16 protein-coding genes and 1 riboswitch are annotated in these 14,904 nt (G+C 63.0%); of the genes, 11 read left to right on the top strand and 5 right to left on the bottom strand.

Annotated features, from left to right (window positions below; translation table 11 throughout):
• Positions 1-35 precede the first annotated feature (35 nt).
• Positions 36-1,133, top strand: a complete 1,098-nt coding sequence (gene ribB, locus DZG07_RS18295) for a 3,4-dihydroxy-2-butanone-4-phosphate synthase (protein WP_119819368.1) — start codon at positions 36-38, stop codon at positions 1,131-1,133.
• A gap of 67 nt (positions 1,134-1,200) precedes the next feature.
• Here ribB and DZG07_RS18290 read toward each other — a convergent pair whose 3' ends face one another.
• A complete protein-coding gene (locus DZG07_RS18290) occupies positions 1,201-2,415 on the bottom strand; it encodes an MFS transporter (protein ID WP_119819365.1) in 1,215 nt (404 codons plus the stop codon).
• 116 nt (positions 2,416-2,531) lie between these two features.
• On the opposite strand from DZG07_RS18290, the gene DZG07_RS18285 reads away from it, so the two are divergent.
• Positions 2,532-3,131 (top strand): TetR/AcrR family transcriptional regulator, encoded by a 600-nt coding sequence (locus tag DZG07_RS18285; RefSeq protein ID WP_119819362.1) that lies wholly within the window; start codon positions 2,532-2,534, stop codon positions 3,129-3,131.
• 6 nt (positions 3,132-3,137) lie between these two features.
• Here DZG07_RS18285 and bluB read toward each other — a convergent pair whose 3' ends face one another.
• Positions 3,138-3,863 carry a 5,6-dimethylbenzimidazole synthase gene (bluB, locus tag DZG07_RS18280; RefSeq protein ID WP_119819359.1) on the bottom strand — a complete coding sequence of 242 codons (726 nt, stop codon included), beginning with the start codon at positions 3,861-3,863 and terminating at the stop codon, positions 3,138-3,140.
• Positions 3,864-3,909: 46 nt separating this feature from the next.
• Positions 3,910-4,094, bottom strand: a riboswitch (cobalamin riboswitch).
• 122 nt (positions 4,095-4,216) lie between these two features.
• Between bluB and DZG07_RS18275 the strand changes: the two genes are divergently transcribed.
• From DZG07_RS18275 to DZG07_RS18235, 9 genes are all read left to right on the top strand, one after another.
• Complete coding sequence (locus tag DZG07_RS18275) at positions 4,217-5,143, top strand: histone deacetylase family protein (RefSeq protein ID WP_091913775.1); 927 nt, start codon at positions 4,217-4,219, stop codon at positions 5,141-5,143.
• Between the two features lie 3 nt (positions 5,144-5,146).
• A complete protein-coding gene (locus tag DZG07_RS18270) occupies positions 5,147-5,398 on the top strand; it encodes an exodeoxyribonuclease VII small subunit (protein WP_091913776.1) in 252 nt (83 codons plus the stop codon).
• A 71-nt stretch (positions 5,399-5,469) separates the two neighbouring features.
• Positions 5,470-5,742 carry a DUF2277 domain-containing protein gene (locus DZG07_RS18265; protein ID WP_119819356.1) on the top strand — a complete coding sequence of 91 codons (273 nt, stop codon included), beginning with the start codon at positions 5,470-5,472 and terminating at the stop codon, positions 5,740-5,742.
• A 129-nt stretch (positions 5,743-5,871) separates the two neighbouring features.
• On the top strand, positions 5,872-6,792 hold the full coding sequence (locus DZG07_RS18260; protein WP_119819353.1) for a pirin family protein: 921 nt from the start codon (positions 5,872-5,874) through the stop codon (positions 6,790-6,792).
• Positions 6,793-6,898: 106 nt separating this feature from the next.
• Complete coding sequence (dxs, locus tag DZG07_RS18255; protein WP_091913779.1) at positions 6,899-8,812, top strand: 1-deoxy-D-xylulose-5-phosphate synthase; 1,914 nt, start codon at positions 6,899-6,901, stop codon at positions 8,810-8,812.
• A 14-nt stretch (positions 8,813-8,826) separates the two neighbouring features.
• Positions 8,827-9,342, top strand: coding sequence for a GNAT family N-acetyltransferase (locus DZG07_RS18250; protein WP_119819350.1), 516 nt, complete (start codon positions 8,827-8,829; stop codon positions 9,340-9,342).
• A gap of 99 nt (positions 9,343-9,441) precedes the next feature.
• The gene (locus tag DZG07_RS18245) at positions 9,442-9,738 is read left to right on the top strand and encodes a hypothetical protein (RefSeq protein WP_119920281.1); all 297 of its coding nucleotides are present in this window, start codon (positions 9,442-9,444) and stop codon (positions 9,736-9,738) included.
• A gap of 38 nt (positions 9,739-9,776) precedes the next feature.
• A complete protein-coding gene (locus DZG07_RS18240) occupies positions 9,777-10,538 on the top strand; it encodes a TlyA family RNA methyltransferase (protein ID WP_119819344.1) in 762 nt (253 codons plus the stop codon).
• Positions 10,535-11,776, top strand: a complete 1,242-nt coding sequence (locus DZG07_RS18235) for a class I SAM-dependent RNA methyltransferase (protein WP_091913783.1) — start codon at positions 10,535-10,537, stop codon at positions 11,774-11,776. Before DZG07_RS18240 ends, DZG07_RS18235 begins: the two co-directional genes overlap by 4 nt.
• A 61-nt stretch (positions 11,777-11,837) precedes the next feature.
• On the opposite strand, the gene DZG07_RS18230 is transcribed toward DZG07_RS18235, so the two are convergent.
• From DZG07_RS18230 to DZG07_RS18220, 3 genes are all read right to left on the bottom strand, one after another.
• Positions 11,838-12,536 carry an NAD-dependent deacylase gene (locus DZG07_RS18230; RefSeq protein WP_119819341.1) on the bottom strand — a complete coding sequence of 233 codons (699 nt, stop codon included), beginning with the start codon at positions 12,534-12,536 and terminating at the stop codon, positions 11,838-11,840.
• A 3-nt stretch (positions 12,537-12,539) separates the two neighbouring features.
• Complete coding sequence (gene tldD, locus DZG07_RS18225; protein ID WP_119819338.1) at positions 12,540-13,952, bottom strand: metalloprotease TldD; 1,413 nt, start codon at positions 13,950-13,952, stop codon at positions 12,540-12,542.
• Between the two features lie 84 nt (positions 13,953-14,036).
• Entirely contained in the window at positions 14,037-14,645 is a 609-nt protein-coding gene (locus DZG07_RS18220; protein ID WP_091913786.1) for an invasion associated locus B family protein, read from the bottom strand.
• Positions 14,646-14,904: the final 259 nt, after the last annotated feature.

Genomic DNA, 14,904 nt, shown 5'->3' with positions numbered 1-14,904 from the left:
CACTACTCCCTATTCTCTATTCGCTGAGCAACAAAATGTCCTATGACCAGAAACAAGTCGTCGAGGCGCTGCGGGCCTTCGAGCGTGGCGAGATCGTCGTTGTCATGGACGATGACGGGCGCGAGAACGAGGGCGACCTGATCGTCGCGGCCGTGCACTGCACGGCCGAGAAGATGGCCTTCATTGTGCGCCATACCTCCGGCATCGTCTGCACGCCGATGACGCGCGAGGATGCACGGCGTCTCAACCTGGCGCCGATGGTCGCCGACAATGATTCGGCCCACACAACCGCCTTCACCGTGAGCGTCGACTTCAAGCACGGCACGACGACTGGTATTTCCGCTGACGACCGCACGCTGACAGTGCGCAACCTTGCCAACGGCAATGTCGGCGCGAATGATTTCGTGCGCCCGGGCCACATCTTCCCGCTGATCGCGCGCGAAGGCGGCGTGCTCATGCGCTCGGGCCACACCGAAGCCGCGGTCGATCTGTGCAAGCTTGCCGGCCTGCCGCCGGTCGGGGTCATTTCCGAACTCGTCAATGACGACGGCACGGTGATGCGCGGGCCGCAGGTGGCGGCCTTTGCCGAAAAGAACGGGTTGAAGCAGGTTTCGGTCGCAGACCTGATCGCCTATCGCCAGCGCCAGGAAACGCTGATCCAGCGCGTCGATACTTTCGATATCGACACGCCCGGCGGCAAGGCCAAGGCCTATACCTACACGCTGCCATGGGACGTCATGCACCATCTTGCCATCGTCTTCGGCGATATCCGCGACGGCGTCGAAGTGCCCGTACGGCTTCAAACCGAGGATGTCGTTGCCGATGTCTTCGGCACGGGATGCCGTCTCGACCAGATCGTGAAGGCGCTTGGTGAGCGCGAGCGCGGCGTCATCGTCTATCTGCGCGAAGGCTCGGTCGGCGTTGCCGATCAGGGGCGCAATCGGCCCACGCACGACCGTGAGGACCATGAGGAAGCGCGGCGGCGCGAGGATGAGTGGCGCCAGATCGGCCTTGGCGCGCAGATACTGAAGGATCTCGGCATTTCCTCGATCAACCTGATCGCCTCGCGCGAGCGCCACTACATCGGGCTGGAAGGTTTCGGCATCAAGATCGCCAAGACCGAAATCCTGTAAAACGGAAAACCTGAAAAAACGAAGGGCTCCGGTCGACCGACCGGAGCCCTTCTTCTTTGCAGCCGGCTTATTCTGCCGGCTGCGGCAATGGCGAAACCATGCGTCTCTCGCCGCCGAGCGACCTCTGGCCCAGAAGCACGGTCAGCAGCGCAATCGTGCCGGCTGCCACCGACACCCAGAAGCCGTTGTGGGCGCCGTAATTATCCACCACCCATCCGGTTGCGAATGAGCCGAGCGCCATGCCGATGCCGATGCCGGTCATCACCCAGGTGACCCCTTCGGTCAGCATTGCTGCCGGTACGCGGCGCTCGATCAGGCCGAAAGCGGTGATGAAGGTGGGCGAGATAGCCACGCCGCTGACGAAGATGGCCAGCGCCAGCAACGGCACGGTATTCACGACCAGCAGCGGCAGTGTCGTCAGCGCAATGATGGCGACCGCGATGGCCAGCTGGCGTTGCAACGGCATTTTCAGGTTCAGCGCGCCGATGATCAGGCCGACCACGAAGGAGCCGACGGCATAGACGCCGATGACAAGGCTTGCAGCGCTCGGCTGGCCGAGTTCCTTGGTGATCGCCACCGCGCTGACTTCAGCGGTCGCGAAGATCGCGCCGATGAAGATCAGGGCAAAGGTGATGATCTGAACCGGCCGCTGCCGGATCGCCGAGCCGCCGCCACCATGGTCCAGCGGCCTGATTCCGGGTTCCGTCGAATGTTGCAGGATGAAGGCCACCGATCCGAATGCGAGGAACAGCGTGCTCGCCAGCATGCCCGCTTCCGGGAACAGGGCCACGCTGAGGCCCACCGACAGCGACGCGCCGGCGATATAGACGAGTTCGTCCGCAGCCGATTCGAAGGCGAAGGCGGTGTTGAGTTCAGGACGGTCGTGGAAAATCTCGGACCAGCGCGCACGCACCATTGCCGGCATGCTGGGCATTGCCGCGGCCACAAACGCCGATACGAACAATGTCCAGATCGGCCAGTTCTGGTTGGTGGCGATCAGGAGTGCGGCGAAGGCGATCACCGAGATGATCGTTGTCGGCACGAGTACCCTTGTCTGGCCGAGGCGATCGACCAGCCGCGAGATCTGAGGGGCGAAGACCGCATTGGTCAGCGCATAGGTTGCAGAGACGGCACCCGCCAGCCAGTATTCGCCATGGGTCTGCGACAGCATGGCGACGATGCCGATCGGCGCCATGGCGATTGGCAGCCGCGCAATAAAACCGGCGGCAGCGAAGCCTTTGGCTCCCGGCGCCTTGAATATCTCGCTATAGGGGTTGGACATCGAACGCTCCTGGATTTCCAGAGGGGCACCACTTACATACGTGGCGTATGCAATCTAGATAGTTGCATACGTCGCGTATGTCAAATAATATACGCATCGTATGCGAAGGAGATTTGATGGCGCATAAACCACGCAAGGAGATGATCGCCGAAACGCGCGCCAAGCTGGTGGAGGCTGCGCGTCATGCCTTCGGCACTGTCGGCTATGCGGAAGCATCGATGGACGATTTCACCGCCGCAGCCGGCCTGACGCGCGGCGCGCTTTATCATCACTTCGGCGACAAGAAGGGGTTGCTTCAGGCCGTCATTGCCGAGATCGACGGCGAGATGGCGGTGCGGGTGCGCGAAATCGCGGAAAAGGCGCCGACGCGCTGGCAGCATTTCGTCGACGAATGCACGAGCTACATCGAACTGGCGCTCGACCCGGAAATCCAGCGCATCCTGTTCCGCGACGCCCCTGCCGTGCTGGGCGATCCGTCGCAATGGCCGAACGCCAGCGCCTGCGAAGCCTCGATGACGGAAAACCTGACCCGGTTGCAGGAGGAGGGGATTGTCGTTCCCGATCTCGATGCGGGCACAGCTGCGCGGCTGATCAATGGCGCGAGCAGCCAAGCATCGCAGAGGATCGCGAATTCCGATGATCCCGAGGAAACCTCACGCAAAGCCGTCTCGGCCTTCAAGACCTTGCTTAACGGGCTGCTGGTCGAGAAGGGCTGAGAGGGGTCACGAACGGTTCGCTTCGTCAGCGACCTCCTTCAGTGCGTCTTCGCCTTCGCCGCCAAAGGTCTCGCTCATGATCAGGCTGGAGAGCGGCAGGCGGGCGCCCCAGCCGTTTCGTTCGAGGTCGGGTCGCGGCGCGAATTCCGAGACATGGCTGACGCAGAGATAGGCGATCGGAACGACGTGGCCGGGAATGTTCAGCACGCGCTTCAAAGCGTCCGCGTCGAGGATGCTGACCCACCCGACGCCGATGCCCTCAGTGCGCGCCGCCAGCCAGAAATTCTGCACGGCGCAAACGGTGCTGTAGACGTCCATCTCGGGATTGTGCCAGCGGCCGAGCGGCGAACCCTTCGAGCGAGAGCGGTCGCAGGTGATGCAGAGGTTCAGCGCGCTTTCGCAGATGCCTTCCAGTTTCAGCTTGCGGTAGAGCGCCTGCCGCTCCTCGGCGATATTAGGCAGTTCCTGCTCGCGGGCGGCGAGGAAAAGATCGCGCACGGCCTGCCGGCGCTGCATGTCGCGGACGACGATAAAGTTCCAGGGCTGCATGAAGCCGACGGAAGGCGCGTGATGGGCGGCGAGAAGCAGCCGGGCCAGCACCGTATCGTCTATCGGGTCTGGACGAAAATGGCTGCGCACGTCGCGGCGGGTGAAGATGGCGCGGTAGACGGCATCGCGCTCGGCGTCTTCGAAAGCATTTTCACGGCAGACGTGGTTGCGGACAACATTCATCGCATTTCCCCTTGCGATCGAAAAATGTCGCTCCGCCTGTCCACGCGGATGACTATCTCTACCGGGCCGGTCTTCTGGCTTGGGTTCATCCCGCTTGCGGCGCCTTCCCGTTCTCGCGAACAGTGGCATTTGCCGATGCGGTTCCCCTTACAGCGTTGGGCACGCCACGGATTTTCACCGTGTTCCCGATTCTCCCACCTTGCGGCGGGCACCTGACAGTGCCGAAGACTTAACGCGCAACGCTTGCAAAAACATCCCCCGATGCCGACCTATGACTTCGCAAAGAGGATTTTCCCCAGGCTTCGGGGGCCGACGCATGGCGGCGGCACGGTCTTTCCTGATAGGATGTTTGCATGACGACGCGTCTCTATTCACATCCGATCTATCTCGAGCATCTGACGCCGCCCGGCCACCCGGAGCGCCCGGACCGCCTGCGTGCAATCGCGCGCGTGCTGGAAGACGAGGCCTTTGCCGCACTCGACCGAGTCGAGGCACCGGAGGGCGACGAGGCGACGATTCTTTACGCTCACCCGGAAAGCCATGTCGAAAAGGTGCGCGCGGCTATCCCGCAAGAGGGTATCCGTTCCATCGACGCCGACACCTCCGCCAGCCCCAAAAGCTGGATCGCGGCGCTGACGGCGATAGGTGCGGCGAACGCGGCTGTGGACGACGTGTTTTCCGGCAAGGCCGACAATGTCTTCGTCGCCAGCCGCCCGCCGGGGCACCATGCCGAAAAGACCACGGCGATGGGCTTCTGCCTGTTCAACAATGCCGCGATCGCCGCGCGCTATGCACAGAAGAAGCACGGCGCCGAGCGCGTCGCCATCGTCGACTGGGACGTGCATCACGGCAACGGCACGCAGGACATCTTCTGGGACGACCCGTCCGTGCTCTACTGCTCGACGCACCAGATGCCGCTTTACCCCGGCACCGGCGCGAAGAACGAGACCGGCGCCGGCAACATCGTCAACGCGCCGCTGGCCCCGCAGACCGGCAGCGACATTTTTCGCGAGGCGATGCGTTCGCGCGTGTTTTCGGCGATCGACGATTTCGCGCCGGACCTGATCATCATTTCGGCCGGTTTCGATGCGCATCACCGCGACCCGCTGGCCGAGATCAACCTGACCGAAGACGATTTCGACTGGGCGACCGGCGAACTCATGGACCGCGCCACGCGCCATGCGAGCAACCGGCTCGTCAGCCTGCTGGAAGGCGGATACGACCTCGAGGGCCTGTCGTTCTCGGTCGCGGCGCATGTGAAGCGCCTGATGAAAGGATAAGGAATGGCTACCGAGCCGAGTGAAGAAATCAAGGCGATGAGCTTCGAGCAGGCGCTGGAGGCGCTGGAAAAGATCGTCGACGATCTGGAGCGCGGCGACGTGCCGCTCGACCAGTCGATCAAGATCTATGAGCGCGGCGAAGCGCTGAAGACCCATTGCGACCGGCTGCTCAAGGCCGCCGAGGACAAGGTCGAGAAAATCCGCCTGTCGCGCGACGGCAAGCCCGTGGGCACGGAGCCGCTCGACGGTGAATGACTTGACGTCGCGGCACCTCGCGCCCAGTTATGAAGCAGACAAAGGGTCGATGGAAAATCCGGGAGCTGACGATGTGCCGCAATATCAAGACGTTGTTCAATTTCGAGCCACCGGCGACGCATGACGAGATCCGCGACGCAGCACTTCAGTTCGTCCGCAAGCTGAGCGGTACGACGAAACCTTCCAAGAAGAACGAGGAAGCCTTCAACCGCGCCGTCGATAAGATAGGGGAGGCGGCGCACGAACTGCTGCATTCGATGGAAACGCACCAGCATCCGCGCAACCGCGAGGAAGAAGCCGCCAAGGCGAAGGCCCGTTCGGCGCTGCGTTTTGCAAACGCATGACGCTTGTCGTGCGCCTGTTCTAGGCTCAGCGATTGAACATGCCGTCTCCGGTATGGGACTTTCGATTGTCGCGCTTGGGGCGTAGCCTCTCTGCATAAGGTTGAACGCAACCGCAGACCGGAGTGTCCCATGAGCTTTTTTCCCGCACGCGATCCCGAACCGGGTGACGCCTTCTCCTGCGATGCCATCGAGCTGATGGTCATTCCCAACGCCAAGGACATCGGCGGTTTCGAGGTGCGGCGCGCACTGCCGACGGCCAAGCGCAGGCTGGTCGGGCCGTTCATCTTCTTCGACCGCATGGGTCCGGCCATCCTGCGCGCCGGCAAGGCGCTCGACGTGCGCCCGCATCCGCATATCGGTCTTTCGACCGTCACCTATCTGTTCGATGGCAAGATAAGGCACCGCGATTCGCTCGGCACGGAGATGGTGATCTCGCCCGGTGACGTGAACCTGATGACCGCCGGGCGCGGCATCGTCCACTCCGAGCGCACGCCCGAGGAAATGCGCGGGGCGCCGATGTCGGTTTCCGGCCTGCAGACCTGGATCGCGCTGCCCGACCACAAGGAGGAAATCGCGCCGGTGTTCGAGAACACCGCAAGCGCAACGCTGCCCGAATTCAGTGCCGAGGGCGTGACCGGTCGCGTCGTGATCGGCGAGCTTGAAGGCATGCGCGCGCCGGTGACGACCTATCACGACACGCTCTACGCCGATATCCGCCTCGCCCCCGGCGCCAGCTACAGCATTCCAGCCGACGCCGAGGAACGCGCCATCTATGTGCTCGATGGCAGCATTGTGATTTCCGGCGACCGTTTCCCCGAAAACCGTCTGCTGGTGCTGAAGCCGGGCGACGAGATCGTCGTTTCGGCGGAAAACGGCGCGCATTTCATGCTGTTCGGCGGTGCTTCGCTCGGTTCGCCACGCCATATCTGGTGGAATTTCGTCTCGTCCTCCAAGGAACGAATCGAGCAGGCCAAGCAGGAATGGAAGACCGGCCGCTTCGACATCGTGCCAGGCGACGACCAGGAATTCATACCTTTGCCTGAAAGTTGATGCTTATGACGCTGGGATACGCGTCATCACCGCACATTTACTTTCCGGAGCCGACGCTCTATCTCCAATCTGTAGACTAAATGGATTACAGACAGGCTTCGACCTCGTGACTTTGCCACCCAAAACGCCGCTGCTGGACAAGGTCCGCATTCCCGCGGACCTCAAGCTGCTGCCCGAAAGCGACCTGCCACAGCTCGCTTCGGAGTTGCGCGCCGAATTGATCGACGCCGTTTCGCATACCGGCGGGCATCTTGGCGCGGGCCTCGGCGTGGTCGAGCTGACGGTGGCGCTGCATTACGTCTTCGACACGCCGGACGATCGCATTATCTGGGATGTTGGCCACCAGGCCTATCCGCACAAGATTCTCACCGGCCGCCGCGACCGCATCCGCACGCTGCGCATGGAAGACGGGCTGTCCGGCTTCACCAAGCGCACCGAGAGCGAATACGACCCGTTTGGCGCCGCACATTCCTCGACCTCCATTTCGGCCGGCCTCGGCATGGCGGTGGCGCGCGACCTCAATGGCGGCACCAACAACGTCATCGCGGTCATCGGCGACGGCGCGATGTCGGCGGGCATGGCCTATGAGGCGATGAACAATGCCGGCGCGCTGAATGCGCGGCTGATCGTCATTCTCAACGACAACGACATGTCGATCGCCCCGCCTTCGGGCGCGATGAGCGCCTATCTGGCGCGTCTGGCGTCGGGCAAAACCTATGCCGGCATCCGTGACCTCGGCAAGAAGCTGACCTCCTATCTCGGCGCGCGCGCCGACCGCGCCATCACCCGCGCGGTGGAACATGCGCGCGGCTACGTCACCGGCGGCACGCTGTTCGAGGAGATGGGTTTTTACCACATCGGCCCGATCGACGGGCACAATCTGGAACACCTCGTTCCGGTGCTGAAGAATGTTCGCGACAATGGCACCGGCCCGATCCTGATCCATGTCGTGACGCAGAAGGGCAAGGGCTACGCGCCTGCCGAAGCCGCCGCCGACAAATATCACGGCGTCAACAAGTTCGACGTCATCACCGGCGCGCAGGCCAAGGCCCCGGCCAATGCGCCGAGCTACACCAAGGTTTTTGCCGAAAGTCTGATCCAGGAAGCGCGCGAAGACGACCGCATCGTCGCCATCACCGCCGCGATGCCTTCAGGTACCGGGCTCGATCTCTTCGGAGAAGTATTCCCGAGCCGCACTTTCGATGTCGGTATCGCCGAGCAGCATGCGGTGACTTTCGCTGCCGGTCTTGCGACGGAAGGGTTGAGGCCTTTCGCGGCGATCTATTCGACCTTCCTGCAGCGCGCCTACGACCAGGTCGTGCATGACGTGGCGATCCAGAAATTGCCGGTGCGCTTCCCGATCGACCGCGCAGGCTTCGTCGGCGCCGACGGGCCGACCCATTGCGGCGCCTTCGACACGACCTATCTCGCCTCGCTGCCCGGCTTCGTGGTGATGGCTGCTGCCGACGAGGCGGAACTGCGCCACATGGTGCGCACTGCCGCAAGCTTCGACGAAGGCCCGATCGCCTTCCGCTATCCGCGCGGCAACGGCGTCGGCGTCGACATGCCCGAGCGTGGCTCGATTCTCGAAATCGGCAAGGGCCGCATCGTCAAGGAAGGCACCAAGGTGGCACTTCTGTCCTTCGGCACGCGCCTGCAGGATTGCCTGCTTGCCGCCGAGGAGCTCGACGCCGCCGGACTTTCCACCACGGTTGCCGACGCGCGCTTTGCCAAGCCGCTGGATGAGGATCTGGTGCGCCGGCTTGCCCGGTCGCATGAGGTGCTGCTGACGGTGGAGGAAGGCTCCATCGGCGGTTTCGCCAGCCATGTGCTGCATTTCCTGGCCAAGGAAGGCCTGCTTGACACGGGCCTGAAGGTGCGGCCGCTGGTGCTGCCGGACGAATTCACCGACCACGCCAAGCCGGAAAAGATGTATGTCGACGCCGGGCTCGATTCGACCGGCATCGTGCGCACGGTGTTTGCAGCGCTCGGGCAGTCGGTGCGCTCGGCCACGGCCTGATCGGCCGTCGTTCGATGCAGGCAGCCGCGCCATTCCAACTCGTGCGGGCAACGGAAGCAGACATTCCCTTCATCATGGAGACCGAGCGGCTCGAAGAGTATGACCGGCTTGTCGGACGTTGGGATGAAGCGCGCCACGCCGCGGCGTTGAACGACGGTCGGCACGCATATTTTGTCGCGCACGCGTCGGACAAACGCCTGGGCTTCGCCATCGTGCGGGACTGGGCCTCGCCTGAAGGCGCGGCAATGATAAAGCGCGTTGCGGTGCGGCAGCCTGGAAAAGGCATCGGCAGAGCCTTGCTTGCCGCCTTGGCCGATTTGGTTTTCGAACAGACGAGCGTCTATCGCCTTTGGCTGGGTGTTTTTCCAGAGAATCTTCGTGCCCGCAGGGCCTATGAAGCCTGCGGGTTCAGTGCCGAAGGTGTCGCGCGCGGCAGTGCCTATTTCGGCGGCGAGCATCGCGACGAACTTGTCATGTCGCTGCTGCGCCCGGAATGGGTGGCCCGAAAACAGGGCGGACGGCGAGGTTGAGAATCCATTTACTTTCAACCTTGAGTATTTGCTTACCTTGTCTCTTGGGCCATTTTTAGCGCGTTGCCGCTAGAAAACTCTCCGGGCAGGGAGAGCACGATGAAAATGCTTTTGGGGAGTGCGGCGTGTCTGGCCGTGCTGAGCGCACCGGCAAATGCGCAGATGCGCTACGATGTGAAACTCGAGCAGGCCGTCATGGAAATCGTCGCGCGCAAGATCGGCGACATTCGCGGCGGCTTTTCCTATGAGCGCAAGCCGGAATTCGTGGTCCTCCACGACTCCTATTCCTACACGCCGACCTTTCTGGAAAGCGCGCGGGCGGAGCTGATCCGGCGCTTTGACGAAGGCTTGCTGCCGATCACCGAGCGCACGGTTTCCCGGATCATCGTCTTCTGAAGCTTGCGTTCCCTGCATGCATTCGCCAATGAAGGCGGATGAACGCCAATTCCAAAATCGAAACACGCCAGAGGCTCGACGAATTGCTCGTCGCGCGCGGCCTGTTTGCCAGCCGCTCGCGGGCGCGCGATGCCATCGAGCGCGGCACGGTGACGGTTGACGGCACCGTTGCAGCCAAGGCCGGGCAGGGCGTTTCGCCCGAGGCTGTGATCGCCGTGGACGACCCGGCACAGGCCTATGTCTCGCGCGCCGCCCTCAAGCTGATTGCCGGGCTCGACCATTTTTCCATCGACCCTTCGGGGTGTACGGCGCTCGATATCGGCGCGTCGACCGGCGGTTTCACGCAGGTTCTGCTGGAGCGGGGTGCGGCGCATGTCGTCGCGATCGACGTTGGCCATGGCCAGATGCATGAAAGCCTGAAAGCCGACCCGCGCGTGCGATGCATCGAGGGGCTGAATGCGCGGGAGCTTTCCGCAGGCGATCTCAACGGGCATGCGCCCGACCTGATCGTCTCCGACGTCAGCTTCATCTCGCTGAAACTCGCTCTGCCGCCGGCGCTTGATCTGGCGCAATCCGGGGCGCACGGCATCTTTCTGGTCAAGCCGCAGTTCGAGGCCGGACGCGAGGCGATCGGCAAGGGCGGGTTGCTCAAGAACCCGGCCGACGCACCGCTGATCGCCGAAGCGCTGAAAGAATGGCTCGACGCGGTGCCGGGTTGGCGAGCGATCGGGATTTGCCCATCGCCCATCGAAGGCAGTGACGGCAACCGCGAATTTCTGTTGGCCGGGGTAAAGGCATGAGCACTCAGTTTCAGATCGCACGCCTCGGTGCGCAGGGCGACGGCGTGGCGGACACGCCGAGCGGCCCGGTGTTCATTCCCTTCGCGCTGGCAGGCGAGACGGTGACGGCCGCGCGCGAAAAGGATCGGGCTATGCTGATTGCGGTGCTGGAAGAATCGCCACTCCGCATCCACCCGGTATGCCGCCATTTCACCGATTGCGGCGGTTGCGCTTTGCAGCATCTGGAGGCGCAGGCCTATCTCGACTGGAAACGCGACAAGGTGGTGCAGGCGCTGAAGAGCCGCGGCATCGAGACGGATGTTGCAGCCACGGTTCCCTGCGCGTCGCATTCGCGTCGCCGCGCCATTTTCTCGGTGCGCCGCACGGAAAGCGGCATGCTGCTCGGCTACAATCGGGCGCTATCGCACCAGATCATCGACATCGAGGAATGCCCGATCATCGAGCCGGAGATCGAGCGCGCGCTGCCGATGCTGCGGCAACTGGCGGCACTCCTCTGCAAGACCGCCCAGCCATTCCACATGACCGTCACGCATTCTGCTTCGGGGCTGGATGTAGCGGCTCAGGACGGCGGCAAGCTCGAGGACAAGGCCCGCATGTTGGTTTCCGCCTTTGCGATTCGCGAAGGGCTGGCGCGGGTGGCGGCTGATGGCGAGATCATCGTCGAACCGAAGAAGCCGGTCGTGACATTCGGCAATGTGTCGGTCGCGCCGCCTTCGGGCGGCTTCCTCCAGGCTGTCGCATCGGCTGAAGAGGTCATGGCCGGGCTGGTCGGCGAACATCTGAAGAAGTCGAAGAAGGTGCTCGACCTGTTTGCCGGCGCCGGCGCATTTGCCCTGCGCCTTGCGGCAAACTCCGAAATCCACGCCGTGGAAGGCGATGCGGCAGCTCTTGCAGCGCTCGATCGCGGCTTTCGATTCGCCTCCGGCCTTAAGCGCGTGACGGTGGAAAAGCGCGACCTGTTCCGCCGGCCGGTCACTTACAAGGAACTCGCAGCTTTCGATGGTTTGGTGTTCGACCCGCCGCGCGCCGGCGCCGAAGACCAGTGCAAGCAGATCGCGAAATCGGAGGTGCCATTGGTCGCCGCCGTTTCTTGCAACCCGACAACGCTGGCGCGCGATTTGCGCATACTGATCGACGGCGGCTACAGGCTGAAAAGCGTGACACCGGTCGACCAGTTCCTGTGGTCGGCGCATGTCGAGGCGGTCGCGCTGCTGGAGAAGCCGAAGAAGCGGCGGTGAGTCTTATCCGCCCAGACCATGATCCCGAAAAGTGGATGCCGGTTTTCGGAACGGATCATGGTCAGATAAGAAGCCGATCGACGAAGGCGGGCACGATCTTCGTCGCGGGACCGTATTCCGCTTCATCGAAGTTCGAATAGCCTTCGGAGCGCTCAAGGTTGAGCTCGACCGTATGCGCCCCGGCAGCCCTGGCCTGCTCGACGAAGCCGGCGGCAGGATAGACATTGCCGCTGGTGCCGATCGAAACGAACAGGTCGCAGGCATCGAGCGCCTTTTCGATCTGCTCCATGTGGTAGGGCATCTCGCCGAACCAGACGACATCGACGCGCATCCGCCCCCTTGCCTTGCACCAGGGGCATTGCGTATCGATGGACATGTCGCCCGACCATGGCCGGCGCATGCCGCATGCCTCGCAAAGCGCCGAATTGAGCTCGCCATGCATGTGGACGAGCTTTTTCGATCCGGCGCTTTCGTGCAGGTCGTCGATGTTCTGAGTCACGAGCAGGAAAGAGCCATTGAAGGCGGGTTCCAGCCGGGCAAGCGCCTCATGCGCAGCATTCGGCTTGATGCCGAGCATGCGGCGACGGCGCTCGTTGTAGAAATCATGAACACGGCCGGGATTGCGTGCAAAGCCTTCCGGCGTCGCGACGTCGCGGTAATCGACCCTGGACCAGATGCCATTCTTGTCGCGAAAAGTGTCGACGCCGGATTCGGCGGAAATGCCAGCACCGGTGAGGACGACGATACGCTCGAAGGCCAAGGGTTAGACCCGCGTGCCGCCGAGCGTCATCTGGTTCATCCGGAGATGCGGCTGGCCGACGCCGACGGGAACGCCCTGGCCGGCCTTGCCGCACATGCCGATGCCGGTGTCGAGTTTCATGTCGTTGCCGACCATGGTCACGCGGTGCATGGCGTCCGGGCCGTTGCCGATCAGCATCGCGCCCTTGATCGGCTGGGTGACCTTGCCGTTCTCGATCATGTAGGCCTCGGTGCAGCCGAACACGAATTTGCCGCTTGTGATGTCAACCTGGCCGCCGCCGAAGGAGACGGCGTAGACGCCGTTCTTCACCGAGGCGATGATCTCCTCAGGCGCCATGTCGCCGGCGGTCATATAGGTGTTGGTCATGCGTGGCATCGGCTGGTGCGCGTAGGATTCGCGGCGGCCGTTGCCGGTGGCGTTCATGCCCATCAGGCGCGCATTCTGCCGATCCTGCATGTAGCCGACCAGCTTGCCATCCTCGATCAGTACATTGCGGTTGGTCGGTGTGCCTTCGTCGTCGACGGTCAGCGAGCCGCGCCGCTCCGCGATGGTGCCGTCGTCCACGACCGTGACACCCTTGGCCGCGACCTGCTGGCCAAGCAGGCCGGCGAAGGCCGAGGTCTTCTTGCGGTTGAAATCGCCTTCCAGCCCGTGACCGACAGCCTCATGCAGCATGACGCCCGGCCAGCCGCTGGAAAGCACGATGTCGAACGTGCCGGCGGGTGCCGGAATGGCCTGGAGATTGACCAGCGCCTGGCGCAGCGCCTCGTCGGCGGCATGCTGCCAGCTGTCCTCGATGAGGAATTCGCCAAAGCCCTTGCGTCCGCCCATGCCATAGGAACCTGATTCCTGGCGGTCGCCTTCGCCGACGACAACGGAAACGTTCATGCGCACCAGCGGGCGCACGTCGCGAACGATCTGGCCGTCAGCGCGCAGGATCTCGACATGCTGCCATGACGAGGCGAGCGATGCCGTCACCTGGCGCACGCGCGGGTCCTTGGCGCGCAACCAGGCGTCAATTTCCTGAAGCAGCTTGGACTTGGCTTCAAAAGAAGGCGACGGGATAGGGTTCTCGTCGGTGTAGAGATGGCGGTTGGTGCGCGCTGGCGCTGCCGCGAGCGTGCCGGAATAGCCGCCCTTCACCGCCGAGACCGCATCGGAGGCGCGCAGGAGCGCTGCTTCGGAAAGCTCGCTCGAATGGGCATAGCCGCTCGCCTCGCCGGCGATGGCGCGCAGCCCGAAACCCTGGTCGGTGTTGAAATTGGCGGTCTTCAGCCGGCCATTGTCGAACATCAGCGATTCGCTCTCGCTGTATTCGAGATAGAGCTCGCCGTCGTCGCTGCCGTTGATCGTGTCGCTGACGATCCGGCGGATCTGGTCTTCGGAAATGTCGAATTGGCCGAGAAGGCTGTTCATGGCGGGTCCGCCTTGTTTTCGAGAAATCAATCGACCCACGATGTAGGCGCGCCGGCCCGTTTCGGCAATGCGCTCGCGCCTATCTTACTGGGGCAGGGCGGCAAAGCCTTCGGCGAAACCCTTGAGGTCGACAGGAATGCCGATGCCTTCCTCAGGCGTCTGGAAGACGATGAAGGTTGCCGACGTGCCGGTCTTCAAGGTGTCGAGCAGCGGCTTTTCGAGGATGACCTCGGCATAGCAGCCGTCGCCGAAGCAGCGCACGAAATAGGCGCGGCCGATATCCTTGCCGTCGACATTGAGGCCAAGGCCGTTGGGCAGGAGAACGCCGAGCGGCGCCAGGACGCGGAGGATTTCAGCCTTGTTGTCGGCCGTGCGCAGCACAACCACCGACAGGCCCATCTCCGGCCGGTCCTCGGCGATAACGTTCTGCATCATCACGCACTGCTCGGCGGTAGCACCAGCCGGCGTGTCGCAGATGATCGACCAGGCGCCATGCGTCGAGCGAACCGAACCGCTCTGCGGCTGCGGTGCCTGTGGAGCCGGATTGGCCGGCGCAGGCGCGGCCTGCGGTGCCGGCGTGGCGGGCCTTGGCGTCGGCGCAGGCTGTTGCTGCGCGCCCGCCGGGACGACCGTTCCGGACAGAGCGGCGAAAAGGACGACCTTCGCCAAGGTTCTCGAAAGCCGAGATTTCATGATGGCTCCATTGCGAATCACGGAAAACCATACCGTGACGACAGAAATTATAGGGCAAGACAGTGACCGAACCAGCCAATAGCGGCAGTTTGCCCGTTTTTCCAAGCGAAATTCGCCCGAATTGCGACTGGGCCGACATGTTTGAAGTGGTGTGGCCGTAATAAGGATTTCTCATCCTCTATAGCGATCCTCCACCCCAAATCCGAAAATACTTTGTCCAACCGAGGCTTGCGCGCAAAAATGCCGCATGGGTTCTCGT

The organism is Mesorhizobium sp. DCY119, assembly GCF_003590645.1.
Lineage (GTDB): Bacteria > Pseudomonadota > Alphaproteobacteria > Rhizobiales > Rhizobiaceae > Mesorhizobium_M.
The sequence above is the reverse complement of the archived record's forward strand: the minus strand, read 5'-3'. Positions and strand labels throughout refer to the sequence as shown.

What these genes read in the sequence shown, in the direction of transcription:
- ribB (WP_119819368.1), top strand. Translation starts at nt 36, where the DNA reads ATGTCCTATGACCAGAAACAAGTCGTCGAGGCGCTGCGGGCCTTCGAG.
- DZG07_RS18290 (WP_119819365.1), bottom strand. Translation starts at nt 2,415, where the DNA reads ATGTCCAACCCCTATAGCGAGATATTCAAGGCGCCGGGAGCCAAAGGC.
- DZG07_RS18285 (WP_119819362.1), top strand. Translation starts at nt 2,532, where the DNA reads ATGGCGCATAAACCACGCAAGGAGATGATCGCCGAAACGCGCGCCAAG.
- bluB (WP_119819359.1), bottom strand. Translation starts at nt 3,863, where the DNA reads ATGAATGTTGTCCGCAACCACGTCTGCCGTGAAAATGCTTTCGAAGAC.
- DZG07_RS18275 (WP_091913775.1), top strand. Translation starts at nt 4,217, where the DNA reads ATGACGACGCGTCTCTATTCACATCCGATCTATCTCGAGCATCTGACG.
- DZG07_RS18270 (WP_091913776.1), top strand. Translation starts at nt 5,147, where the DNA reads ATGGCTACCGAGCCGAGTGAAGAAATCAAGGCGATGAGCTTCGAGCAG.
- DZG07_RS18265 (WP_119819356.1), top strand. Translation starts at nt 5,470, where the DNA reads ATGTGCCGCAATATCAAGACGTTGTTCAATTTCGAGCCACCGGCGACG.
- DZG07_RS18260 (WP_119819353.1), top strand. Translation starts at nt 5,872, where the DNA reads ATGAGCTTTTTTCCCGCACGCGATCCCGAACCGGGTGACGCCTTCTCC.
- DZG07_RS18250 (WP_119819350.1), top strand. Translation starts at nt 8,827, where the DNA reads ATGCAGGCAGCCGCGCCATTCCAACTCGTGCGGGCAACGGAAGCAGAC.
- DZG07_RS18245 (WP_119920281.1), top strand. Translation starts at nt 9,442, where the DNA reads ATGAAAATGCTTTTGGGGAGTGCGGCGTGTCTGGCCGTGCTGAGCGCA.
- DZG07_RS18240 (WP_119819344.1), top strand. Translation starts at nt 9,777, where the DNA reads ATGAACGCCAATTCCAAAATCGAAACACGCCAGAGGCTCGACGAATTG.
- DZG07_RS18235 (WP_091913783.1), top strand. Translation starts at nt 10,535, where the DNA reads ATGAGCACTCAGTTTCAGATCGCACGCCTCGGTGCGCAGGGCGACGGC.
- tldD (WP_119819338.1), bottom strand. Translation starts at nt 13,952, where the DNA reads ATGAACAGCCTTCTCGGCCAATTCGACATTTCCGAAGACCAGATCCGC.
- DZG07_RS18220 (WP_091913786.1), bottom strand. Translation starts at nt 14,645, where the DNA reads ATGAAATCTCGGCTTTCGAGAACCTTGGCGAAGGTCGTCCTTTTCGCC.